Raw genomic sequence first — 23,524 nt, 5'->3', positions numbered from 1 at the left:
TCTTGCGCCTGAGTCTGATTCATTACAAAAAATGCTAGGTAATTGATTCGCAAGGATAAATCTTAGTATTTTCTGTATATGGTATCAGTGGTTTTTATGTAGTCTATATATAGTAGACAAAGGAGGGTGAATTGTTATGAAAGATGAACATATAGCTGTATTGATGGGGGGGATTTCCTCTGAGCGGTCTGTAAGTTTGTCTTCAGGTACTGCTTGTGCTGATATTCTTGAAGCACAGGGGTATCGTGTAAGCCGTGTGGATGTTGATGGGCATATTGCTTCTGTTCTTGAACAGTTGCAGCCTGATATTGCTTTTAATGCTTTGCATGGTCCCTTTGGAGAAGATGGTCGTATTCAGGGAATTCTTGAATATTTGAAAATTCCTTATACGCATTCTGGAGTTATGGCGTCTGCATTGGCGATGGATAAGGGGCGTGCAAAAATTGTTGTTGCAAGTGTTGGAGTTCCAGTTGCTCCTTCTGTTGTTATGAGCCGTTTTGCTGTTGGGCGAGGGCATCCGATAGAGCCCCCTTATGTGATTAAGCCTGTGTGCGAAGGGTCGAGTTTTGGTGTGGTGATTGTCAAAGAAAGTGAGACTGCGCCGCCGCATCATATTGTGGGGACTGAATGGGTTTATGCCGATGAGGTGATTGTTGAAAAATATATACCTGGTCGTGAACTTACTTGTGCCGTTTTGGGAAATGAGATGCTGGAAGTGTGTGAAATTATTCCCAATCAGCAGTTTCAATTCTATGATTATGACTCGAAATATAAAACAGGAGGTTCTCTTCATATTTGTCCTGCACAACTTTCATTAAATATTTACCAAAAGGTGCAAAGAATGTCTTTAGCTGCACATCAGGCGATAGGTTGTCGAGGTGTTAGCCGTTCTGATTTTCGTTTTAATGAGGAAACAGGAGAATTGGTTTGGCTTGAAATTAATACCCAGCCCGGTATGACACTCACTTCTCTTGTTCCTGATATTGCAAAAGCAAGTGGTCGTAGTTACGGCGATATTGTTCAGTGGATTGTGGAGGACGCGTCGTGTATGCGTTGAATGTTAATAAAACAAATGTTTCGATGGAGGGGCCATTCGTGTCAGTTTTGCCACGTCTTTATCGCCGCGTTCTTCGGGTTATGTTTGAGTTTATCGCCAGTGTTCATGTTCCTCGCCATTTGGGCTCTTTTGCGGTTTTGTTGTCTTTCTTTTTTACAGTGCTTTATGGGCTTTCAATAAATGGTCATATGGGCGTGATTGTGAAATCTGTCATAGAGGATATTGGTTTTGTGGTCACAGATGTTGATATCAGTGGTAATAAGCGCTTGGAAAAGCAGGAGATTTTAAAGCTCTTAGAACTTGATTTTGCTCAATCTATCTTCACTTTTGATGTTGATAAAGCGCGTTTTGTTTTAGAACAGCAAGCTTGGGTTCAATCGGCAAATGTTCAAAAAATCTATCCCAATAAAGTGCGTATTTCAGTTGTAGAGTGTAAACCTTATGCAATTTGGCAACATGATGGCATGATGGATATTGTTGATGATACAGGTCGTATCATTTTACCTTTTAAAGGTGTAGCTATCCGAGATTTGCCTCTTTTGGTTGGGCAGGGTGCACAAAATGCGGCTAAAATGTTTCTTCAAGAGCTTTCTTCGTATCCACAGTTGTACAATCGTGTTCGTGCTTTTGTGCGTGTAGGTGATCGGCGCTGGGATCTTGTTTTGGATAATGGGCTACGCATTATGTTGCCTGAAAATGATGCACTTGAAAGGCTTTCTTCTTTGATAAAAACGGGTACAATACAAGATCTTTTTTCTCGTGATATTCTCAGTATTGATTTACGTCTTTCTGATCGTATTACAGTTTCCTTGTCCGATGAAGCTTTGGAACGTCGTAGCGCTGCTGTGGCAGAAGAAGAGCGCATTTTGAAAGCGCGAAAGGCAGGAAGCCTATGACGTTGCTCGGATCAAAGCATATGGGAGGACGCAAAACACGCTTTCTAACGGTGCTTGATGTTGGTTCAAGTAAAATTGTTTGTCTTATTGCTTGTTTGCGTCCTTTGAAACATACGCACTATTTGCATGGTCGTACACATTCTATGGAAATTCTAGGCTTTGGAGTGCAGCGCTCACGCGGTATAAAATCGGGTGTTGTGATGGATATGTTTGCGGCAGAGCAATCAATACGGTTGGCTGTTGATGCCGCAGAAAAAATGGCTGGTTTGGTTGTGGATTCGGTGATTGTCAACTTTTCTTCAAGCCGACTGCAAAGTGCTTTTATCAATGGCATGGTCCGTTTGAATGGTCGTGAAGTGACCCAGCGCGATGTGCGTGTGGCCTTTTCAGATGTTTCTCGCAAAGCTTTTGATGCTGAACGTCATGTCATGCATTCCGTTCCGGTCTCTTATGTCTTGGATGGAGATAAAGGGATTTCTGATCCTATTGGAATGGCGGGAGAATTGTTTGGTGTCGATGTGCATGTGGTCTCTGCGGAAACAGCGTCTTTGCGTAATTTAGAAACCTGTATTAATCGTGCACATTTGAGTGTTGAAGCAATGGTTGCAACGCCTTTTGCGAGTGGTCTTGCTGTTTTGATGAATGATGAGGCACATTTGGGGGCGGCATGTATTGATTTTGGTGGTGGAACAACAACATTTTCAGTGTTCTTTGAAGGAAAATTTGTCCATGCAGATGCACTCGCGATTGGTGGGAATCATGTAACGCTTGATGTTGCACGTGGTTTCTCTATGTCACTTGCAGAGGCAGAGCGTTTAAAGGTTGTCTATGGTTCAGCACTTCTGACAAGTTCTGATGAACGACATATGATTAATGTGGCAGAGATTGGGAATGGACAGCGTGAAACGCAATATCCTCGTGCTGTTCTTGGTCGTATCATTCGTGCGCGTATTGAAGAAATTCTAGAGATGGTACGTGATTGTTTAAATCGTTCTGGTTTTGGTCACATTATTGGTAAGCGTGTCATTTTGACTGGAGGAGCTAGCCAGTTAACAGGATTGCCAGAAATGGCACGGAGTATTTTGGGAAGAAATGTTCGCATAGGACGGCCTTTAGGTATCTCAAGGCTTCCTTCTCTTGCAAAAGGGGCGGCATTTACATCTGCTGTTGGATTGTTGATTTATCCGCAATTGGTGGGGTTTGAAGAAAAAACAATGCAGGGTGCAGTAAAACATTTATCGACGGGCACGCGTGGGTATTTTCAGCGTGTTGGTCAGTGGTTGCGTGAGAGTTTTTAAATAAGTTTATCGAGGTAAGTTAAATTTTATCGCTTGGGCTTGCGATGTTTTATGAGAAGGAAAAGAAAATGACGATTAATCTGCATCGGCCAGATATCGCGGAATTAAAACCACGCATTACCGTTTTTGGTGTTGGCGGTGGTGGTGGAAATGCCGTGAATAATATGATTAATGCTGGTCTTCAGGGAGTTGATTTTGTTGTAGCAAATACTGATGCACAGGCTTTGGCTATGTCAAAAGCTGAACGTGTTATCCAGCTTGGTGCAGCCGTTACGGAAGGGCTAGGTGCTGGTGCTCTGCCAGAAGTAGGACAGGCGGCGGCAGAGGAATGTATCGATGAAATTATCGACCATCTAGCAGATTCCCATATGGTTTTTATTACTGCTGGTATGGGGGGTGGCACTGGAACTGGGGCGGCACCCGTTGTGGCTCGCGCAGCGCGTGAAAAAGGTATTTTGACCGTTGGTGTGGTCACAAAGCCATTTCAGTTTGAAGGTGCACGGCGTATGAAAACGGCAGAGGCTGGTATTGAAGAATTGCAAAAATCTGTTGATACCTTGATTGTTATTCCTAATCAGAATCTTTTTCGAATTGCGGATGAAAAAACAACATTTGCTGATGCATTTGCTATGGCTGATCAAGTACTTTATTCCGGTGTGGCCTCTATTACGGATCTTATGATTAAAGAGGGTCTCATTAATCTTGATTTTGCCGATGTGCGTTCTGTTATGCATGAAATGGGTCGAGCAATGATGGGAACAGGTGAGGCATCTGGTGAAGGTCGTGCTTTGGCTGCTGCTGAAGCCGCTATCGCGAATCCACTGTTGGATGATACTTCTATGCGGGGTGCGCGTGGCTTGCTTATTTCTATTACGGGAGGGCGTGATATGACGCTCTTTGAAGTTGATGAAGCTGCTAATCGTATTCGCGAAGAAGTGGATGCAGATGCCAATGTTATCTTTGGTGCTATTGATGACGAGTCATTAGAAGGTGTTATTCGTGTTTCTGTGGTTGCAACGGGTATTGATCGTGAGGTGAGTGATATCATTCAGCCGTCTCATCCTCAGCTGCAAAGACCTGCCGCGTCAATTCGTAAGAGTGAACCCGCAGCGTCGCAGACTTCTTTTCATGTTCAGTCACCCCCTTTGCGTTCTGAGTCCATGGTAGAAGTAATAGAGTCCCTTGAGATAGAAAAGGGTAAATCGGCTGGAGAACAGTTCCGCCCTAAGAGTCAAATCTTTGCACAGCCTGCGGAGGCCGTTGCTGCACGAAGTGCAAATCCAGTTCCTTATGCTTCGAGTGTTGTGCATAGTCAGATACCAAATGCACCACGTATGCAAGTTCGCCGTACTTCTCAGCAATCAATGGTTGCACCTGTAAGTATGGAGGCTACGGCGCATGCTCTTGATGAGATGACAGAGGTTGTGAAGCAGAAAGACAAACAAGTACAACAGATGCAAGTACGTTCACCAATGCGTATGCCTGAGTTAAAAGATTTTCCTCCTGTTGTTCATACACAGCGTGAGAGCGCACCAGCAGCTAGTCAAGGGCCGCGCAATCTTTGGCAGCGTTTGAAACAGAGCTTGACACATCGTGAGGAAGTTGAACCAGAAGCTCGCCTAGAGCCTGCTGTGAGATCTTCTCAGCAGAAAGAAGCATCGGTTTATAATAAAAGCTCTCAGGATGCTTCTGTTTATGTGCCACGTCGTTCTGGTGAATTGCACCCTCAGGTTCCGCAAGATCAACGTAATTTTATAAGCGAAGAAGATCAATTAGAGATACCAGCATTTTTGCGCCGTCAGGTCAATTAATGGCGCAAAATTGAGAAAAAAGATCTTTTAATAGATCTTTTATGATGGTTGAACACCTTAAATGGTAATCTATACTTCGTTGTTGTAAAAAATACTCTATTTTTTATTATAAACCCGTTTATTATAAACGGGTTTATTATTTGCTATACATATCATTTTTATAGTTTTATAAGTATAATGTTGTAAAAACACTTCAATAAAGTAACATGATAAGTCTGATGCAAAAATATCAGTCCACTCTAAAAAAAAACGTAGTATTAAAGGGCTATGGTGTTCATAGTGGGTGTCTCTCTGAGGTGAAGATACAGCCAGCTGAGGTGGGACATGGTATTGTTTTTAAGCGTTGTGGATTGGGAGAAAAAGATCAAGTCCTTTACGCGCATGCATCACAGACAGGAGCGACTGAATTATCAACAGTGCTTGGAAATGATGCGTTTAGAATTGAAACAATCGAACATTTGATGGCTGCGATTGCCGCTTATAATTTGGATAACCTTGTTATTGAAGTGTCGAGTCATGAAATTCCTATTTTGGATGGGGGAGCATGGCAGTATTGTCAAGCTTTTGAAGAAGCTGGTCTTGTACAGCAAAATGCGTTGCGTGCTTATTTCGTTATTAAAAAGCCCATGCGTGTTGAAGTTTCTAGTGGTTTTGCGGAATTTTTGCCGTTTGATGGGCGTCGTTTTGATATTACGATTTCTTTTCCTTCTTCGGCTATTGGGAAGCAACATTTTTATTTTGACCTTACCACAGCAGGTTTTCGCGACCATTTGTCACGTGCGCGCACTTTTGGTTTTGTCAAAGATGTAGAAAAATTATGGACTTCTGGGAAAGGAATAGGGGCTTCTTTAGAAAATTCTCTTATCATTGGACTTCATGACAAAATTATGAATCCAGAAGGTCCTTATTGGGAAAATGAATGTGTGCGACATAAAATGCTTGATGCGATTGGTGATACTGCTTTACTTGGAGCCCCTTTTATTGGATTGTTTCGTTCCTATTGTAGTGGGCATAGAATGAATTCGCAATTGGTAAAAGCTGTGTTAGCGGATGAATCTTGTTACGAAAAAAGTTACTTGTAGGGAGCCTCGTACAAAAATTAAAAAGATTTTTTTATAGCCTTTTTGATTTTTAAGGGGATGGTTGACCTAAGTCACTAAATTGGTTAGTGGATTTTAAAGTGATATGATATAAAAACGTCTCATAAATGATTTATGCTACAAGGTGACATTCTCTGGAGGCCGGAAAAACTATGACAAAATCTTATATATCTATTGAAAATATGGCAGATAGGAAATCTAACCTTGTCCGCAAGGTGTTGGGGGTGATGCTTTTGGGAAGCAGTTGCCTATTAGCAGGTTGTTTATTTAAAGAGAAAAATACTCTTGATCCGTCTGCGTATGTGTTAAAAATCGATCCACCAGATGTTTTATATAATCAGGCGCTTGCGAGCTTTGAGAGTGGACGACTCGCAGATGCATCAAAAAAGTTTCTAACGATTGAAAAGCAGTATGCTTATACGGATTGGGGTCGTAAATCCTTGGTGATGGGTGCTTTTACAAATTATCGACTTGGTAAGTATGATGATTCAATTAGTATGGCTCAGCGCTATATCACTCTTTATCCAGAGGCAGATGATGCCGCTTATGCATATTATATTATCGGTCTTTCTTCTTTCCGTCGAATCCCTGATGTTACACGAGATCAACGTGATACAAAACGTGCTATTGCTGCGATGCAGCTTCTCGTGGAGCACTATCCACATTCTGAATATGTTGAAGATGCTAAAGCAAAAATACGTTTTGGACGAGAGCAGTTGGCTGGTAAGGAAATGCAGGTTGGCCGTTATTATGAAGAGGGGCGGCGCTATCTTGCTGCAAGTCGAAGGTTTCGTACAGTGGTTGAGGAATATTCCGATACAAATCAAGTTGAAGAAGCACTTTTTCGCTTGACGGAGGTTAATCTTTCTCTTGGCTTGACTGCGGAAGCGCAGACAGCAACGGCTATTTTAGGACGCAATTATCCTAAAAGTGAGTGGTATAAATTTTCTTATAATTTATTGCAAAAAAATAGTATATCTCCACAGGAGCATAAATCTTCTTGGATCTCACATGCTTTAAGTGGTGGTAAGAAGAAGGTACGTTGATTTTATATGCTGATACAGCTTTCGATTCATAATATTGTTTTGATCGAAACGCTTGATATTCATTTCACAGCGGGTTTATCGGTTTTGACTGGAGAAACAGGTGCTGGGAAATCTATTCTCCTTGATGCTTTGTCGCTCGCTCTTGGTGGGCGCGGTGATGCTTCGCTTGTGCGTCATGGTGCTGCACAAGGGCAGGTGACCGCTGTCTTTGATGTTCCTGTTGCACATCCTGCGCGCCATCTTCTCCGTGACAATGGTTTTGATGATGAGGGTGATATTATTTTACGACGTGTGCAATCAAGTGATGGTCGTAGTCGTGTTTTTATCAATGATCAGGTTGCGAGTGTAGCCTTTATGCGGTCTGTTGGTGGTCTGTTGGTTGAAATCCACGGACAGCATGATGATCGTGCACTTGTTGATGTTGCAACACATCGTCAGTTATTAGATGCCTTTGGGGGGCTTGAGGGTGAAACAGAAAATTTACGCCAATCCTATCGGGTATGGCGTGAATTTGAAGAGCGTTTGCAACAACAGCGTAGTAAAGTAGAAAATGCTATGCGTGAGGCTGATTATCTTCGTGCGTGTGTGGAAGAGCTTGAAAAGCTTGATTTTCAAGTTGGTGAAGAAGAGGCTTTGTCTCTTCGTCGTGCGGATATGCTTAAATTAGAAAAAATAGCGACAGATATTAAGGAGGCTGATGATCTCTTGAGTGGTTCTAAATCACCCATTCCTGTCCTGTCTAATTTGGTGAGGCGATTGGAACGAAAAATCCCTGAAGCGCAAGAGCTCATTACACCTGTAGTGAAATCTATTGATGAAGCATTACATGCGCTTGCAACAGCACAAGAAGGGGTCGAGGCCGCAATGCGGGCATTGGATTTTGATACTGGTGAATTGGAGCGGATAGAAGAGCGTCTTTTTGCTCTTCGTGGTTTTGCTCGTAAATATCAGGTTCCTGCGGATGAATTGGTTTCGTTGCGTGATAAAATGGATGCGGAGCTTGCTGATTTTGAGGATGCGCAAGCGCTATTAACCCATCTTGAAGATGAGGCAAGGGAAGCAAAAAAAAATTATGATATATTAGCACAAGCTTTGTCAACAAAGCGTCGAGAAGCAGCAAATCACTTGTCTGAAAGCGTGATGGTTGAATTACCAGCATTGAAGCTCGAAAAAGCAGAATTTATCGTTGAAATACAAAGTGATGCTGAAAAACGAAGTGCAGAAGGGATAGATCGTATAGAATATTGGGTTCGAACCAATCCCGGAACACGAGCAGGACCAATGCTCAGTGTGGCTTCTGGTGGTGAATTGTCTCGTTTTTTGTTAGCGTTAAAGGTTGTTTTGTCTGATCGTGGATCTGCGCCGACATTGATTTTTGACGAAATTGATACGGGGGTTGGGGGAGCTGTTGCAGCTGCTATTGGACAACGGTTGCAGCGTTTATCACAAAATGTTCAGGTTTTTGCGATTACACATGCACCACAGGTCGCTTCAAAAGCGCATAGCCATTTTCTTATTTCAAAGGTTGAAAGTGGTGATAAAGGGCGTTTTATGACGGGGGTTCATAAAATGGAGGAGCATGAACGTGCAGAAGAAATTGCTCGCATGTTAGCAGGGGAGCAGATTACACAAGAAGCCCGTGCAGCTGCTCAAAAACTTCTTACATAGATTTCATTGATGCGCATGTGTTCACGTGGATTCTCTTCACGTAGAAAAGAGAGGAATTTTATGATCATGGTCCAGAGTTTGGAATCAATTTTATGAAAAAGGAAACAACAAAAAACTTAACTGCTCTTGAAGCAGAAAGTGAATTAGAATGGTTAGCAAAAGAAATTGCTCGTCATGATGTCCTTTACAATAGTAACGACCAGCCTGAAATTTCTGATGCAGAATATGATGCTCTTCGTCGCCGTAATGCAGAAATTGAAGCCCTTTTTCCTGAGCTTATTCGTGCAGATTCTCCTTCCTTTAAAATCGGAGCTCCAGTTTCTGAAAAGTTTGAAAAATCTGTTCATACACAGGCAATGCTTTCCCTTGATAATGCATTTAGTTCTGAAGATGTTCGTGAATTTGTTGAGCGCGTTCGTCGTTTTTTACGGCTGCCAGAAACCCAGATATTGGAAATAACTGCTGAACCTAAAATTGATGGTTTATCTTTGTCTTTGCGCTATGAAGAGGGAAGACTTGTGCAGGCTGCAACACGTGGTGATGGATATGTCGGCGAAAATGTTACAGTGAATGCACGAACAATTGCCGATATTCCAAAAGTTTTGCAGGGCAAATTTCCTGATATTCTTGAGGTGCGTGGTGAAGTTTATATGGGACAGGAGGATTTCCAAGCACTGAACAAGAGGCAACAAGAAAAAGGAAAGTTAACTTTTGCTAATCCTAGAAATGCAGCAGCTGGTTCGTTGCGTCAACTTGATTCACGAGTAACCGCAAGTAGAAAGCTTAAATTTTTTGCTTATGCTTGTGGTGAAGTGAGTGAAATCTTTGCCGAAAGCCAAATGGAGATGATAAAAAAGCTAAAAGAATATGGCTTTGTTATCAATCCATTAACAAAAGTTTTCAAAACAGCAGAAGAGATGACTTCCTATTATCATACTATTGAAGAACGTCGTCATTCCTTAAGTTATGATATAGATGGGATTGTTTATAAGGTGAATGATTTAATGCTCCAGACACGTTTGGGGTTTGTCTCTCGTTCACCACGTTGGGCAATTGCGCATAAATTCCCAGCAGAAAAGGCTCTGACACTTTTAGAAGCTATTCATATTCAAGTCGGTCGAACTGGAGCTCTAACGCCTGTTGCACATCTTGCTCCTATTACTGTTGGTGGCGTGGTGGTTACCAATGCAAGTTTGCATAATGAAGATTATATTAAGGGAATTGGTCATAAGGGTGAGCCAATTCGTGAAGGGCGTGATATCCGTGTCGGTGATACAGTGATTGTACAACGTGCTGGTGATGTAATCCCTCAGATTGTTGATATTGTTATTGAAAAGCGTCCTCACAATGCTTCTGCTTTTGTCTTTCCGCATCTGTGTCCAGCTTGTGGGAGTCATGCTGTTCGTGAGGTGGGTGAAGCGGTACGCCGATGCACTGGTGGGCTTATTTGTCCGGCACAAGCAATTGAGCGTATGCGTCATTTTGTTTCGCGTAATGCCTTTGATATTGAGGGACTTGGGAAAAAACAGGTGGAGTTCTTTTTTCATGTTCAAGATGAAACGCTTTGTATTCGTACACCAGCCGATATTTTTACTTTACAACGGCGACAAGAAAAATCTTTGACGCGTTTAGAAAATATAGAAGGTTTTGGTATTGTTTCCGTTCGTAAACTTTATGATGCCATTAATGCGCGCCGCAAAATTCCTTTAAGTCGTTTTTTATTTGCACTTGGAATTCGTCATGTTGGAGAGGTCAATGCACGGCGTCTCGCACGCGCATATCAAAATTATACAACGTTTGAAACTGCTGTGATGGCAGCTAAGATGCCGTGTGATAAGAAGAATGAAAAAGGCAATGAGGCTTGGATGGAGCTTATGAACATCGAAGGAATTGGATCGCAGGTAGCGAGCGCAATCATTGATTTCTATCAAGAAGCGCATAACCGTGAGGTTTTGTCTCTCTTGCTTAAGGAAGTGACACCTCTTGATGAAGAACTTATCATGACAGACTCTTCACCCGTAGCAGGAAAGGTCATTGTTTTTACAGGAACTTTGGCGCGCATGTCCCGTGATGAAGCAAAAGCACTGGCAGAACGATTGGGTGCAAAGACCTCCGGTTCACTTTCTAAAAAAACCGATCTTCTTGTTGTTGGAGCTGGAGCAGGATCGAAGCTAGCCAAAGCGCAAGAATTAGGTGTTGAGGTTATCGATGAAGAGACTTGGCTGCAATTGTTGTCAACACATTGATTTATAAATATAATTTATTATTTTGCATGTTAAATTAGACCCTTGAATATCCTAAGATTCTCTCATCTTAAATCCTCTTATTGAATCAATTAAAGTCACTTATTTGCACGTCATAAGCGGGGCTGGTGTGTGGGTAAAAACTCTAAAGAAAGGAGTAAAATGCCTCTTATGAAGCATGTCAATTGCTTTAGTTTAACGCTATAAGAGGCAAAAATCCGCTTTCTGGTAGCTATATATCGGGCGGCTTTGTTTGCAAGGCGTGCTGACTCAAGACCAGTACGACGCAGTGCAACAGTATCTACAGATAAGAAACAACTATCTTTGTGCAAAAGGCTTGCCAAACGCTATTTATGATGAAATGCTATCCTCTTCTGATGTAAAGCAAGAGACAAATGGGGTGAATTTGCTACAGAGCAGTTTTTAAACATGTAAGAGGCACTAAAAGAAGCACAATGCCTCTATAGACAGTATAATCTATACGAAGCAATACAATATCTTGTTATAGAAGACTAAATTCTACCGCATCTTGTAAATTCATTGCGCGTTGCTCTTAATGCGCTTTAAAACCATTTTTTACAAAAATATACACAGGTTTAAAAGTTATTCCACAAGTATACCAAGTTTCTTCAATTTTTTGATTCCATAGAAATTTACAACACCATACAAAAGGATTGAGACTATTGTTGAGGTAAAAGGTAAAATAAAAGTTATTATTACTATTATGAATGTGATTATTGTAATAAGTAATGCTTTTAAAAATCCCCAAAATCTCATACTCAGATAAAAAAGGCAGTGAATCGATACGAATGGTAATAATTCTATTGGAACTTTTATAAAATAAAGAACAATGATTAGTGCTATTAAGAAGATTGTAGGTCTATATGCTACAAATTTGCTTATACTAATATTTTTACTGCTATTTTCTTGGTGTTGATTATTTTCAAAAGTTTCACAATAGAATTGATCGTAAATAGCTCTTTTGTGAGGATCTTTAAGAATTTCATAAGCTTCACGAATTTTTCTGAATTTTTGTTCAGCTTCTTTAGTATTAGGGTTATGATCAGGGTGATATTGAATAGCTAACTTACGAAAAGCAGATTTTAGCTGTTTATCATTGCATTCGTTGTTTACACCAAGAATTTCATAATAATCATCTTCATTTACTATCATTACATATTACCATCTGTATTGTACTTATTTTTACATCATCGTTTAACTGATTCCCTTTGAGTGTATCAATATGTGTTATTTTGATGTTGACAATATGTTGCAAATCGTATTTAGTGACATCACTATACTTGGTCGTAATGTGTCTAAATGAGGGGCAGTGCAGTGTGAAAGTCCCGCATTTGCGGGGTTTTTTATTATCGGGAGGGAGTATTTTATGACATCAGAAAATACAGAGCCAACTCCACCAGTCAAAAGAAAATGGATACCACCAAGAGCAGAGATGGGCGTGTAAAAGGTATCCCTAAAAAATGATTTGCATTTTAAAAGAGGCAGAGGTGATGGCTGCCGAAAATGCCGGTAATAAAATAGGCAATGAGGGCTTAATCTCTTATTTGGAAAAACAAGTAATGGATTGCCTCGTTGCTTATTTAGCATTGCTTGGTAAGGTGTTGTTTTTACAGGTTACTGGTTAATATGGCAACACATTGATTTATAACGATAATTTATCGTTTTGCATGTTGAATTAGACCCCCGAATATTGTAAGATTCCCTCATCTCAAATCCTCTATGTTGAATCAATTAAAGTCACTTATTTGCACGTCATAAGCGGGGTTGGTGTGTGGGTAGAAAACAGTTTAGAAAGGAGCAAAAATGCCTTTAATGAATCGTCTCAATAACAAGGGCTGTTGCAACATTGGGGGCTGGAAAAGAGTATGATGGGGTCGGCATAGCTTCATAAGCGTAAAGATGGTGGAACAGTAAAGATCATAGGGCATGTTGAAATCGCTTCTTTAATTGATTGAGGGGTATTATTATTTAGGGAAAAGATTCTTCAAATAGGATGAATTCATTAATACTTATCATATTTTATGAGATGAGATTTATTTTTAGTACCGTAAAATATTGTTTTTCAGAATGGTGATGGAATCAGAAAAATACGAGAATAACCATTTTGAGAAAGGGACAGTCATAAATAAGTGTTGCCTTTTGCAAGCCTATTTCATTTTGTTCTATCTAAGTTAGCGTTTGTTATATTCGTACAAAAACTTGAAGAAGATTATAAAAATATTTTTTGTATTTCTTGATAGAGATATATGTTCTTCTCTTTAAAAGAGGAGATAAGGTGTTTTGTAAGAAGAATTAGAGGATGTTTGCCCAATTCCACTTAAAGAGGCTTTGTTGCTTCTTTTGCCCATTTCTTATCTTCTTCATTTAAATAAGGTGCATTCACTTGATAAACATGTGCATGGTAATCATTTAGCCATTGTTTTTCTTGTAATGTCAAAAGTTCTGGGAGGATTAAACGCCGGTCAATGGGACAATTTGTGAGGGTTTCAAATGAAAGCATTTCTCTATCTCCACCATTAATTTTTTGTTCTGGCTTTACAATGAGTAAATTCTCAATACGAATACCAAAAGCACCTTCACGGTAATATCCAGGTTCATTAGAAATAATCATTCCGGGAATCAATTCTTGACATCCATTACGAGAAAGATTTTGTGGTCCTTCATGAACAGAGAGGTACGATCCAACGCCATGGCCCGTGCCATGAGCATAATCAAAACCAGCTTTCCATAAGGCTATGCGTGCTAGAGCATCAAGGTCTTGTCCGCGTGTTCCTTTTGGAAAGCGAGCTGTCGAAAGAGCAATCATTCCTTTGAGGACAAGCGTAAAGCAGCGTTTCTCTTCTTCGCCAATATTTCCAATTGCTACTGTGCGTGTGACATCTGTCGTTCCGTCACGGTATTGTCCACCTGAATCAATAAGATAAAGCTCACCGGCATTTAGAACTTTATTTGTTTTTGTCGTTACACGATAATGGACAATGGCACCATTGGAACCTGCTGCTGAGATTGTATCAAAAGAAAGATCTTCCAGTTTTTCTCCCATTTCCTTTGCTGTCGTTATGCGAAATTCTTCTAATTTTTGAGCAGTAGAAATTTCATTCATTGTGCCTGGTGTCTGTTTCTCTAGCCAAGAAAAAAAACGGGTAAGGGCTATACCATCGCGCAGGTGTGCTTTACGCGCACCATCTAGTTCTATGTTATTTTTAATGGCACGTGGTAAAGCAGCAGGATCAGTAAGCCTTATAAAAGAGCCCCCTTGTTGTTCAATGACGGTGCGTAATTTTTCGCATGTTAATTGGGGGTCTAAGGCAAAAACCATTCCTTTTTGAACATAATCTTTGATTTTTACAATCAGCTGTTCTGGTTCATATAATTTTGTATAGCGTTCTAAATATTGTTTTTGTTCTATTCCCAATTTTTTGCTGTCGATGAATAAGGAAGGTGTTCCTTTAATAGGAATAAGAGCAAAACAAAGAGCAAAAGGTGTGTTGGAAACGTCATTGCCACGTATATTAAATATCCACGCAATAGAGGAGGGATCTGTGAAAATAAAAGCATCTCCATTGGCTTTTTTGATATCTTGGCAAATCAAGGTCAGCTTTTCATTCGTGTCGCACCCTGCATATTTGAGAGGATGAATCGATAGAGCAGATTGCGGTAATGGTGGTTGATCATGCCAGATAAGATCAATAGGATTTTGTTGAACGGCGATAAGCCTTCCACCTGCTTTCATTTCTAAAGTTTTTTTCAATGTATCTGTAGCGGAGATCGTGTGGAGCCATGGATCAAAGCCAAGTGAAAGATTTTGTCCATTTTTTGCAAGCCATTGTGAGGGTGGGCAAGTTATGAGGTCTTCATAGTCAAAAATTTCAGGATTAGTTTGTTGGCGGACCTGTAGTTTGTAACGTCCATCTGTAAATAGAATGGCTTTGTTTTTTAAAATGAGTGCAATACCCGATGATCCCGTAAATCCAGTAAGCCAACCAAGACGTTGAGCATGTGGTGGGACATACTCTCCTTGATGTTCGTCAGCACGTGGGACAAGAAAGCCATCTAGCTTGAGACGATTGAGTTCTTTACGAAGAGAAGCAATGCGTTCTGCCGCATGAGAGGGATTTGTTATCGCTTCAAAAGTTTGATACATAACACGTCCTTTTTGTTTATTTCAGATGTAGAGTAACCCATCCTTGACGGTGGTATGTTTCAATATGTTTTAGCCCTTGCTTTATATATGCTTCCAACACATTGTCGTGTTGTTCTTCAAGAATCCCAGAGAGTATCAGCGATCCACCTTTTTTGAGTGCCTGTACCATTTCTTGCGCAAGCTCAATGAGTGGATTAGCAAGGATATTGGCAACAATCAGATCGAAGGGTGCACGGGATGCAATTTTATCGTGAGAAAAACCTGTTGCTGTAACAGCTGTAATATATTCCTTTACGCCATTGAGTTCGATATTGTGTTGTGCAACTTGAATAGCAATTGGATCAGTATCGGATGCAAGTATAGAAACAGGCTTAAGCATGGCAATGCCAATGGCAAGGACACCGCTACCCGTGCCAAGATCAAGGACATTTTGAGGATTTTCTTTTTGCATGACTTTGGCAATCATTTCTAAACAACCAGCGGTCGTTCCATGATGTCCGGTACCAAAAGCTTGACTGGCTTCAATTTCAATCGGAAAAACATTGGGGGGAATGCTGTTTCTGTTATGGCTTCCGTGTAAAAAAAAAGGACCAGCATGTACAGGTGTTAGTCCTTCAAGGCTTTGCTTAACCCAATCAATATTGGGTAGAATTTTAGTCTTAATTTTATCAGGATTTATAGAAAGAACATTTGCAAAACGTTTGCAAACACTCTCTTGGTTTTCTTTATTGACATAAAGTGAAAGTTCATACACAGCATTTTTTTCATCTATCTCTGTCAGAGCAAGAGGATATCCTTCTTCGTCAAAAGCTGTTTCCATAAGAGCATAAAACCGCTCTGCTTCGTCTTTGAAAGCAGTATAATACAGACGAATTTGCTGTGACATTCCGTTCTTTCTTTTAAATACTTTTTAGTTGGCAACCAGCTTCTTCAAACGTTCAATGGCGATATTGTCTTTTATTTCAGGATCGATCTCTTTCGTTTCATAAGGAATAACACCAGCTAGTTTTCCGCCTTTTTTGAGTAAAAAAATCGCTGCTGTATGGTTATAAGTATAGTTTTCATCTGTTCCTGGTACTTTTTCAGCAACAATGTTAAAGGATTCAACCATTTTATGAACTTTTTCGGGGTCTCCGCTAATCCCAATAATTTTGTTATTAAAATTACTGAGATAATTATGAAGCACTTCTGGTGTATCACGTTCAGGGTCAACTGTAACAAACCATATCCCTAATTCATTAGCCTGTGGGCCAAGAGCTGTTAACCATCGATCAAGATTGATCAAGGTGGTAGGGCAAGTTTCAGGACACATAGTAAAGCCGAAAAAAATTGCTGAAGGCTTGCTTCTAATATCCTTTTCAGTAATTGTTTTTCCATTAGAATCAATAAGTGTAAAATCATCACCCAAAGGTTTATTTCTTAACGCATCATAAATAAAAATACCCGCAAGAAATATGATTGTTACCCCAAAAATGCGCATTACATTTTTCATCGTTTAACTCTCTTCAATAGAACGAGAAATTGTAACATTGGTTGGGTCACTTTGCAATCGCTGTTTCATGGTTGATTTTGTTTATTTGGTTGGGTGAAAAAACATTTATGGAAAAACAATTGGTGAGGGATGAATGGATAGTGAGAAAGATCTTCGATTTCATGAGAGCGAGCCTCGTATTCATACGACAGCACGATTGCATGGTTGTAAATTGGGACGCTATGTGGAAATCAATGAACGTGTGGTTCTGCGTCATGTAACAGTGGGAGATTTTTCTTATTTTGAGCATAATAGTGAAGCGATTTATAGCGATATTGGACGTTTTTGTTCTATTGCCTCTCATGTCTGTGTCAATGCACTAGAACATCCTATGGAACGCCTTTCTACACATAAAGTAACTTATCGACCTAACGAATATTTCCGCTATAGATCATTAGATTGTTCTTTTCGTGAAAGACGTTGTGCAAAACGTGTGATCATTGGGCATGATGTGTGGATTGGACATGGCGCGGTTATTATGCCAGGGGTAACTATCGGGCATGGCGCGGTCATCGGAGCGAACGCTGTTATAACAAAAAATGTTTTACCTTATACAATTGTCGCTGGTGTTCCTGCAAAGTGTTTGCGGATGCGTTTTTCAGATCATGTGATCCAAGAACTTTTGGAGATGGCTTGGTGGAATTGGCCGCTTGATAAAATTTATAACGCATTGCCCGATATGCAAAACCTTCCAATCGAGGATTTTATTCGAAAATGGAAAGAGCGCTTAACATAAAATGAAAAAATAGCTTGTTATTTGGAAAGATTACTTTGATATGCTTCTTTATGCTTTGCTGACAAAATTATCAAGGACACGCTTTTCACCCGCTTTCTCAAAAACAATGGTTAATTTATGACCATCTATGGCTGTGATATGACCATAACCAAACTTTATATGAAAAATCCGATCATTGATAAAAAAATTGGAGGGTGCTTGAGAGACTGATTGGGTGATGACTTTTCCTTCAATGTTCTTTTGTGTGCGCTTTTGTTCTCGTGTGGAATAATCATTATAAAACGAATTATGGTGGTTAAAAGAAGAGTTGCCATAACCACCATAAGAGGTTCCCATTTTGATAATTTCTATATGTTCTTCTGGTAATTCATTGAGAAAACGCGAGGGGAGTGTGGATTGCCAAAGTCCATGGACTCTCCGATTAGAGACAAACCATATATGCAAATGTTTTTTTGCTCTTGTCAGCCCTACATAAGCTAGTCGTCGTTCTTCTTCTAAACCCAAACGACCGCCTTCATCTAATGAACGTTGGTGAGGAAAGAGACCTTCTTCCCAACCAGGAAGAAAAACGGTTTCAAATTCAAGCCCTTTGGCTGAATGAAGAGTCATGATGTTAACAGCATCAGTATTGTCATTGTTTTCAGCATCCATTACCAGTGCAACATGTTCTAAAAAGCTATGGAGGCTTTCAAATTGTTCCATAGAGCGGACCATTTCTTTGAGATTTTCTAGCCGCGTTGGTGCTTCTGGTGAGCGATCTTCTAGCCACATCGCTGTGTAGCCTGATTCATCAAGAATTGTTTCGGTAAGTTCTTTATGGGGAGTGTATGGCAGCATATTTTGCCAGCGGCGAAAATCTTCGACAATATTTCGTAAGGCACTGCGTACCTTGGGTTTTAGTTCGTCCGTTTCAATGATTTCAGTAGCAGCTGCAAAGAGAGGAATAGAACGTGCACGTGCACTTTCATAAAGAGTGCGTAGGGTTGCATCTCCTAAGCCGCGTCTTGGTGTGTTAATAATGCGTTCAAAGGCTAAATCATCTGCTGGTTGGACCACAACACGTAAGTAAGCCATGGCATCACGTATTTCCATTCGTTCATAAAAGCGTGGACCACCAATAACACGGTAGTTAAGACCAAGGGTTACAAAGCGATCTTCAAATTCACGCATCTGAAATGATGCGCGCACTAATATCGCTATATGATTTAATGAATGACCATTTTGTTGTGCTTGTTCAATTTCTTCTCCAATTGCACGTGCTTCCTCTCTAGAATCCCAGGATTCATGGACTTTTACCTTTCCTCCTTCAGTCATTATTTGATCAGAAAACAGTGTTTTTCCAAGCCTTTCTTGGTTATGGGAAATGAGATGAGAAGCCGTTGTGAGTATGTGTGATGTTGAACGATAATTGCGTTCTAAACGAATAATTTTTGCAGAAGGAAAATCTTTCTCAAAACGTAATATATTTTCGACTTTAGCACCGCGCCATCCATAAATAGATTGGTCATCATCGCCAACACAACAAAGGTTGACAGGTTGTTCTTCAGGTCGTTGTGCCAAAAGACGAAGCCAAAGATATTGTGCTGTATTGGTATCTTGATATTCGTCGACAAGAATATAGCGGAACTGAGAGTGATATTCGCGGAGAATATCTGGATTATGTTGGAAAAGAGAGAGTGAATGGAGGAGAAGGTCGCCGAAGTCACAGGCATTTAGACTTTTTAATCTCTCCTGATAGCTACGGTAAAGTTTTCGCCCCATACCGTTGCCAAAGGCATAAGCATCTTTTTCTGAAAGATGTTCTGGTAAAAGCCCTTGGTTTTTCCAAGAATCAATCATTATGGCAAGGTTGCGTGCGGGCCAACGTTTATCGTCTAATCCTTCAGCCTGAATAAGCTGTTTTAACAGTCGCAGGACATCATCGCTATCAAGAATTGTAAAATTGTTTTTTAAGCCAACAAGTTCTGCGTGGCGGCGCAAAATTTTTGCCCCCGTGGAATGAAAAGTTCCAAGCCAAGGCATGCCTTCAACAATTTCTCCAATAAGTGTGCCAATACGCATTTTCATTTCGCGTGCTGCTTTGTTGGTGAAGGTTACAGCAAGTATTTGCTTAGGAGAGGCAAGACCAGAGTGTAAAATGTGAGAAATGCGGGTCGTTAAAACACGGGTTTTTCCAGTACCAGCACCGGCAAGAACCAAAAGAGGTCCTTCTGTATTCATGACTGCTTGCCGCTGTTCTGGATTGAGTTGTTGCAAATAAGCACCATCACATTGTATTTGTTCTTTTACAGTGTGTGGAGTGGTTCTAGAGCTCTTTTTATTATGGAGAGAGGCGTCGTCTTCAAAAAAGGGTATGTGATCAAGAAAATTATTCATTGTATCTTTTGTGTAGTCTTTTTTTCAGTTAAGCGCTAGAGCTAAAAAATATTTTCTTAAGAAAGTAATGCTTTTGGTTGCGTAAGAAGACAGAAGTTTTAAAAACTAAAAATAAATATCACATACGTTGGGTGAGAACGCTTTGAAGTGCATAAACGCGTAACGAAGCCGAAAGATTCACTTGTGGCGGTCTTTTGCTGTCAATATCGGTGATAATAAAGGCTAAAGATTGTCCCTTTTTTTGCGCTATGGTTTTGAGAATGTCTAAAAAGGGCTGTTCCAAAGATACGCTTGTTGCATGTCCATCAATTCGAACAGATATTTTTCGTAAGATCACTTTTGACCAATCGATGAAATTATCTTCATGCATGACTTTTATTCTTTTTCTAGGCGCTCTAAGTAATTTTGATCAAGAAATTTTTGCGTTTTTAAAGATTGTTTTTGCTCGAAAAGTTTTTCCGCTTTTGTTCGGCCAAAATGACAACGTCTCTCTTCTGCATGGATAGCTTGTTCTGCACGCTTTTTCTGTTTTCTAAACTGACGAAGATTAATAAGGTTAGTCATGTGTAAGTTTTCATTATTTTTTTCGAAAGGAGTCTAAAGAAACAACATCCGCACTTTGCTTGGTATCATTGTTTGAGGAATCCTCAACTGTACTAGGGTTTTGTTCTTTTATATGTGCGTTTTCTTTTTTTTGTTTGTCTGATAAAGCAATCGGTGTGCTTGGAGCATTTTCTGAATTTTCACTTTCTCCAGAAACCAAGTTTGAAGGGAGGTCAAAGGCTGCTTCAAAGGCGGCTATAGGATCATAAAACACCTGAATAGAAGTAAAGGGAATCACGAGTTTCTCGCTAATCTCTTTAAAAGAAAGCGTAACTTCGAAGGCAGTTTCCGAAACACTTAAATCTCTAAATTGGTGTTGTAAGACGATTGTCATTTGCTCTGGATAACGGCCTTTGAGCCGAGGAGAGATTTTTACGCCAGGGGCATTTGTCAAAAAAGTAATAAAAAAATGGTGATTTCCCGGAAGACCTGCTTTAGAAACTTCTGACAAAACTTTACGGATAACCCCACGAAGCGCATCCTGAACGAGAATATCGTAGCGGATTTGATCTTGAACCATCGAAGTTTATTCCTTTTATTTCACATGGTAGATGAGTATGCGTGATATTGTGCAATAGAATGTCTTTTTAAGCTAGCAATATTTTTCCTCATAGGCACTTAAATCAACGGAAAAAATAATATGAGATTTTATGACAAATAATATCTGGAAGATTAATGGGTGATATTGATAAAAGTGAAGGCTTCTGTTGCCAGGTGCCTTCGAACCCCGCTTAAACCTGCGACGGTTTAAGGCTTAATTTGAAGCATTCACACCACCTTAAGCGGCGAGACGTGCTTCCGCATAGTTGTCATTTGCAACTACTCATTTAGTCCGATAACGGTGGTACTATGCCGAGTAAAAGAGCAATCTTTACACTCTTGTCGATCCTATTTCGCCCCCACCAAAATATAATTTTCATTATATTTTGGTGGAGGCGCCGGGTACCGCCCCCGGGTCCAATAAGTTTATTCCATTGTCCATTTATTACCATAGCTGGCAAGCCAGCCCTTTAAATATAGATGAAGAACAGTCTTTAGAAAAGGGGGGGGTTGTTAATATTTTAAATCCTCTAATTATTTATGAAGCTATGTTATGCGGTTGTAAAGTACATCCGCTAATTTTTGGAGAGGAGATAGTGCACAATGATCAATGATCTAGCAGATATTAAATTATATGATAAAAATCCCGATGAGGCTGCAATAAAACGACTGAGTCATCGCTTAGCTTTGGTAATGAAAAAGCAGGATGCATCACTTGTTGCGACATCGGATCCAAAAGAGTTAGAGCGTGTTGAAAAATGGGTTAAAGATGTGTTGGGGGCGGATGAGAAAAGTGCTAAAACAGCCGTTACGAAAGTTGCAGAAATAATGTCTGGAGATCGTAGAAAAAGCCGTATGACTTTTTATTATTTAGTCGCCAAACAACTCAACGCGCTTGATAAAATTTAAACAATTTGAAACGAAATTTTGCTCGATAATGATAAAAAAGCCCAAAATTCTTTGGGCTTTTTGTTTCGCAGAGAGAGGTTAATCTGTTTCGCCTTCTTGAAGATATCCTCCTTTGCTCATATCTGGTATAAAGAGGGTGGCAATGAATGCAAAGATCATCACAACGATTACGTAAAAGTAAAAGAATGATTCATGCCCCATATTTTTTAATCCAAGTGCTACATATTCGGCGGAACCGCCAAGTAATGCATTACCAATAGCATGAGAGAGACCAACGCCTAGTGCGCGTATTGAAGCAGGAAACATTGCTGATTTTACAACACCAGAGATGGATGTATACATGCTCATAATACATAGTATTCCAAGAATGGTTGACAGCGCAATCCATGGATTATGTGTGTGACCGATTATAAGAAGTCCAGGAATCGTAAAAAGAGTAGAGAGTCCACTCCAAAGGATAAGCAAATTCTTTGTCCCAATTTTATCTGCTAGGATACCAAAAATGGGTTGGAGTAGGATGAAAATAAAAAGTGCCGCAGTCATTATCGTTGTTGCGGTATGTTTATCAAATCCGGTGGTGGTGATGAGATATTTTTGCATATAAGTCGTACAGGTATAAAATGTTAGAGATCCTCCTGAGGCGAAGATAACAATGACAAAGAAGGCTTTTTTGTGTTTGCTTAGAAGCTCTTTAAGACTCCCTGTTTGTTTCCTAGAACGGCTTTCTTTCGTGGTTGTTTCATGAAGTGAACGACGTAGATAAAGTGCAACTATTGCTGCTAATCCACCAATTGCAAAAGGAATACGCCAGCCCCATGTTCTTAATTGGTCTTCCGTTAGATAAAGTGCTAAAATAAAGATAATAAAACTGGCTAAAAGTTGACCAGTAATAAGCGTGCCAGATTGGAAAGAAGCAAAGAGACCACGATGATTTTTAAGGGAAATTTCGCTAATATAAGTTGCCGCTGTACCATATTCACCACCGGCTGAAAGTCCTTGCATCATTCGAATGAGAAGCAGGAGAATTGCGGCAGTTCTTCCTAAAGTTTCATAAGTGGGAAGTATGGCAATGAGAAAAGACCCCCCACACATCATAAGAATAGAGATAAGCATTGAGTTTTTGCGTCCATAACGATCAGCAATAAAACCAAAGAGCCAACTGCCAATTGGGCGCATCAGAAAACCAATAAAGAAGATTCCTGCTGTTTTTAGAAATTGGGTAACAACATCGCCATCTGAAGGAAAAAATTGTGGCGCAAAGTAAATTGACGCAAATGAATAAACGTAAAAATCATACCACTCTACCAAATTCCCTGATGCGCTGGATATGATAGCGAAGACACGTTTTCTTGCACTATGTTGTATTAAAGTTGTTTCATTTTTCATGAAGTGTTTCCCTTTTTAGATTTATTGTATTTTTTGCTTTAAATTTTTTTACGACTGTATCATCAAAATTCAATTGTTATAATAGTAATTTTTTATGAACGCTCTTTTAGAGGGTTTGTTGAGGTTATAAGCTTGCACCTTTTGAGGATTTTATGTTGT

Annotated in this window: 18 protein-coding genes, 1 other RNA gene and 3 pseudogenes; 12 read left to right on the top strand and 10 right to left on the bottom strand. The window is 40.0% G+C overall.

Going from position 1 to position 23,524, the window contains the following annotated elements:
* Positions 1 to 136: 136 nt before the first annotated feature.
* The 9 genes and pseudogenes from LNM86_RS08520 to LNM86_RS08480 all read left to right on the top strand — a co-directional run.
* Entirely contained in the window at positions 137 to 1,057 is a 921-nt protein-coding gene (locus LNM86_RS08520; protein ID WP_241437335.1) for a D-alanine--D-alanine ligase, read from the top strand.
* The gene (locus LNM86_RS08515; RefSeq protein WP_241437334.1) at positions 1,045 to 1,953 is read left to right on the top strand and encodes a cell division protein FtsQ/DivIB; all 909 of its coding nucleotides are present in this window, start codon (positions 1,045 to 1,047) and stop codon (positions 1,951 to 1,953) included. Before LNM86_RS08520 ends, LNM86_RS08515 begins: the two co-directional genes overlap by 13 nt.
* Positions 1,950 to 3,251: a cell division protein FtsA gene (ftsA, locus tag LNM86_RS08510; protein ID WP_241437333.1), complete on the top strand. Its 1,302-nt coding sequence runs from the start codon at positions 1,950 to 1,952 to the stop codon at positions 3,249 to 3,251. Before LNM86_RS08515 ends, ftsA begins: the two co-directional genes overlap by 4 nt.
* Before the next feature lie 68 nt (positions 3,252 to 3,319).
* Entirely contained in the window at positions 3,320 to 5,062 is a 1,743-nt protein-coding gene (gene ftsZ / locus LNM86_RS08505; RefSeq protein ID WP_241437332.1) for a cell division protein FtsZ, read from the top strand.
* Between the two features lie 206 nt (positions 5,063 to 5,268).
* A complete protein-coding gene (lpxC, locus tag LNM86_RS08500; RefSeq protein ID WP_241437331.1) occupies positions 5,269 to 6,144 on the top strand; it encodes a UDP-3-O-acyl-N-acetylglucosamine deacetylase in 876 nt (291 codons plus the stop codon).
* A 170-nt stretch (positions 6,145 to 6,314) separates the two neighbouring features.
* Positions 6,315 to 7,208, top strand: a complete 894-nt coding sequence (locus tag LNM86_RS08495; RefSeq protein ID WP_241437330.1) for an outer membrane protein assembly factor BamD — start codon at positions 6,315 to 6,317, stop codon at positions 7,206 to 7,208.
* 6 nt (positions 7,209 to 7,214) lie between these two features.
* A complete protein-coding gene (gene recN / locus LNM86_RS08490) occupies positions 7,215 to 8,876 on the top strand; it encodes a DNA repair protein RecN (protein ID WP_241437329.1) in 1,662 nt (553 codons plus the stop codon).
* A gap of 92 nt (positions 8,877 to 8,968) precedes the next feature.
* Positions 8,969 to 11,122 carry an NAD-dependent DNA ligase LigA gene (ligA, locus tag LNM86_RS08485; RefSeq protein ID WP_241437328.1) on the top strand — a complete coding sequence of 718 codons (2,154 nt, stop codon included), beginning with the start codon at positions 8,969 to 8,971 and terminating at the stop codon, positions 11,120 to 11,122.
* A 209-nt stretch (positions 11,123 to 11,331) separates the two neighbouring features.
* Positions 11,332 to 11,632, top strand: a pseudogene (locus tag LNM86_RS08480) (hypothetical protein); the annotation flags it as partial.
* Positions 11,633 to 12,055: 423 nt separating this feature from the next.
* Here the strand turns inward: LNM86_RS08480 and LNM86_RS08475 are convergent.
* Positions 12,056 to 12,292, bottom strand: a pseudogene (locus LNM86_RS08475) (DnaJ domain-containing protein); the annotation flags it as partial.
* A 214-nt stretch (positions 12,293 to 12,506) separates the two neighbouring features.
* Between LNM86_RS08475 and LNM86_RS08470 the strand changes: the two are divergent.
* Positions 12,507 to 12,762 (top strand): annotated as a pseudogene (locus tag LNM86_RS08470) (hypothetical protein); the annotation flags it as partial.
* A gap of 695 nt (positions 12,763 to 13,457) precedes the next feature.
* Here the strand turns inward: LNM86_RS08470 and LNM86_RS08465 are convergent.
* From LNM86_RS08465 to LNM86_RS08455, 3 genes are read right to left on the bottom strand one after another with little or no spacing between them, the layout of a single operon-like run.
* Entirely contained in the window at positions 13,458 to 15,284 is a 1,827-nt protein-coding gene (locus LNM86_RS08465) for an aminopeptidase P family protein (protein WP_241437327.1), read from the bottom strand.
* A 16-nt stretch (positions 15,285 to 15,300) separates the two neighbouring features.
* Positions 15,301 to 16,170: a 50S ribosomal protein L11 methyltransferase gene (locus LNM86_RS08460; RefSeq protein WP_241437326.1), complete on the bottom strand. Its 870-nt coding sequence runs from the start codon at positions 16,168 to 16,170 to the stop codon at positions 15,301 to 15,303.
* Positions 16,171 to 16,194: 24 nt separating this feature from the next.
* Positions 16,195 to 16,776 (bottom strand): SCO family protein, encoded by a 582-nt coding sequence (locus LNM86_RS08455; protein ID WP_241437325.1) that lies wholly within the window; start codon positions 16,774 to 16,776, stop codon positions 16,195 to 16,197.
* A 133-nt stretch (positions 16,777 to 16,909) separates the two neighbouring features.
* Here LNM86_RS08455 and LNM86_RS08450 point away from each other — a divergent pair, with 133 nt between their 5' ends.
* Complete coding sequence (locus LNM86_RS08450; protein WP_241437324.1) at positions 16,910 to 17,551, top strand: DapH/DapD/GlmU-related protein; 642 nt, start codon at positions 16,910 to 16,912, stop codon at positions 17,549 to 17,551.
* 48 nt (positions 17,552 to 17,599) lie between these two features.
* Here LNM86_RS08450 and LNM86_RS08445 read toward each other — a convergent pair whose 3' ends face one another.
* The 5 genes from LNM86_RS08445 to ssrA form a co-directional block, all read right to left on the bottom strand.
* A complete protein-coding gene (locus tag LNM86_RS08445; protein WP_241437323.1) occupies positions 17,600 to 19,927 on the bottom strand; it encodes an ATP-dependent helicase in 2,328 nt (775 codons plus the stop codon).
* Between the two features lie 118 nt (positions 19,928 to 20,045).
* Positions 20,046 to 20,297: a ribbon-helix-helix domain-containing protein gene (locus LNM86_RS08440; protein ID WP_241437322.1), complete on the bottom strand. Its 252-nt coding sequence runs from the start codon at positions 20,295 to 20,297 to the stop codon at positions 20,046 to 20,048.
* A 5-nt stretch (positions 20,298 to 20,302) separates the two neighbouring features.
* Positions 20,303 to 20,491 (bottom strand): DUF4169 family protein, encoded by a 189-nt coding sequence (locus LNM86_RS08435; RefSeq protein WP_241437321.1) that lies wholly within the window; start codon positions 20,489 to 20,491, stop codon positions 20,303 to 20,305.
* A gap of 13 nt (positions 20,492 to 20,504) precedes the next feature.
* Positions 20,505 to 21,050 carry an SspB family protein gene (locus tag LNM86_RS08430; protein ID WP_241437320.1) on the bottom strand — a complete coding sequence of 182 codons (546 nt, stop codon included), beginning with the start codon at positions 21,048 to 21,050 and terminating at the stop codon, positions 20,505 to 20,507.
* 173 nt (positions 21,051 to 21,223) lie between these two features.
* Positions 21,224 to 21,576: a transfer-messenger RNA gene (ssrA, locus tag LNM86_RS08425) on the bottom strand.
* 97 nt (positions 21,577 to 21,673) lie between these two features.
* Here ssrA and LNM86_RS08420 point away from each other — a divergent pair.
* Positions 21,674 to 21,979 carry a DUF2853 family protein gene (locus LNM86_RS08420; RefSeq protein WP_241437319.1) on the top strand — a complete coding sequence of 102 codons (306 nt, stop codon included), beginning with the start codon at positions 21,674 to 21,676 and terminating at the stop codon, positions 21,977 to 21,979.
* Positions 21,980 to 22,057: 78 nt separating this feature from the next.
* Here the strand turns inward: LNM86_RS08420 and LNM86_RS08415 are convergent, their stop codons facing one another.
* Positions 22,058 to 23,365 carry an MFS family transporter gene (locus tag LNM86_RS08415; protein ID WP_241437318.1) on the bottom strand — a complete coding sequence of 436 codons (1,308 nt, stop codon included), beginning with the start codon at positions 23,363 to 23,365 and terminating at the stop codon, positions 22,058 to 22,060.
* Between the last annotated feature and the right edge of the window lie 159 nt (positions 23,366 to 23,524).

It is taken from the genome of Bartonella machadoae (assembly GCF_022559585.1).
Taxonomy (GTDB): domain Bacteria; phylum Pseudomonadota; class Alphaproteobacteria; order Rhizobiales; family Rhizobiaceae; genus Bartonella; species Bartonella machadoae.
Note: the sequence above shows the minus strand (reverse complement) of the source record. Positions and strands in the feature narration are given on the sequence as shown.

Bases quoted from the DNA above. Each gene is read 5' to 3' on its own strand.
- LNM86_RS08520 (WP_241437335.1), top strand. From the start codon at position 137: ATGAAAGATGAACATATAGCTGTATTGATGGGGGGGATTTCCTCTGAG.
- ftsA (WP_241437333.1), top strand. From the start codon at position 1,950: ATGACGTTGCTCGGATCAAAGCATATGGGAGGACGCAAAACACGCTTT.
- ftsZ (WP_241437332.1), top strand. From the start codon at position 3,320: ATGACGATTAATCTGCATCGGCCAGATATCGCGGAATTAAAACCACGC.
- lpxC (WP_241437331.1), top strand. From the start codon at position 5,269: ATGATAAGTCTGATGCAAAAATATCAGTCCACTCTAAAAAAAAACGTA.
- LNM86_RS08495 (WP_241437330.1), top strand. From the start codon at position 6,315: ATGACAAAATCTTATATATCTATTGAAAATATGGCAGATAGGAAATCT.
- recN (WP_241437329.1), top strand. From the start codon at position 7,215: ATGCTGATACAGCTTTCGATTCATAATATTGTTTTGATCGAAACGCTT.
- ligA (WP_241437328.1), top strand. From the start codon at position 8,969: ATGAAAAAGGAAACAACAAAAAACTTAACTGCTCTTGAAGCAGAAAGT.
- LNM86_RS08465 (WP_241437327.1), bottom strand. From the start codon at position 15,284: ATGTATCAAACTTTTGAAGCGATAACAAATCCCTCTCATGCGGCAGAA.
- LNM86_RS08460 (WP_241437326.1), bottom strand. From the start codon at position 16,170: ATGTCACAGCAAATTCGTCTGTATTATACTGCTTTCAAAGACGAAGCA.
- LNM86_RS08455 (WP_241437325.1), bottom strand. From the start codon at position 16,776: ATGAAAAATGTAATGCGCATTTTTGGGGTAACAATCATATTTCTTGCG.
- LNM86_RS08450 (WP_241437324.1), top strand. From the start codon at position 16,910: ATGGATAGTGAGAAAGATCTTCGATTTCATGAGAGCGAGCCTCGTATT.
- LNM86_RS08445 (WP_241437323.1), bottom strand. From the start codon at position 19,927: ATGAATAATTTTCTTGATCACATACCCTTTTTTGAAGACGACGCCTCT.
- LNM86_RS08440 (WP_241437322.1), bottom strand. From the start codon at position 20,297: ATGCATGAAGATAATTTCATCGATTGGTCAAAAGTGATCTTACGAAAA.
- LNM86_RS08435 (WP_241437321.1), bottom strand. From the start codon at position 20,491: ATGACTAACCTTATTAATCTTCGTCAGTTTAGAAAACAGAAAAAGCGT.
- LNM86_RS08430 (WP_241437320.1), bottom strand. From the start codon at position 21,050: ATGGTTCAAGATCAAATCCGCTACGATATTCTCGTTCAGGATGCGCTT.
- LNM86_RS08420 (WP_241437319.1), top strand. From the start codon at position 21,674: ATGATCAATGATCTAGCAGATATTAAATTATATGATAAAAATCCCGAT.
- LNM86_RS08415 (WP_241437318.1), bottom strand. From the start codon at position 23,365: ATGAAAAATGAAACAACTTTAATACAACATAGTGCAAGAAAACGTGTC.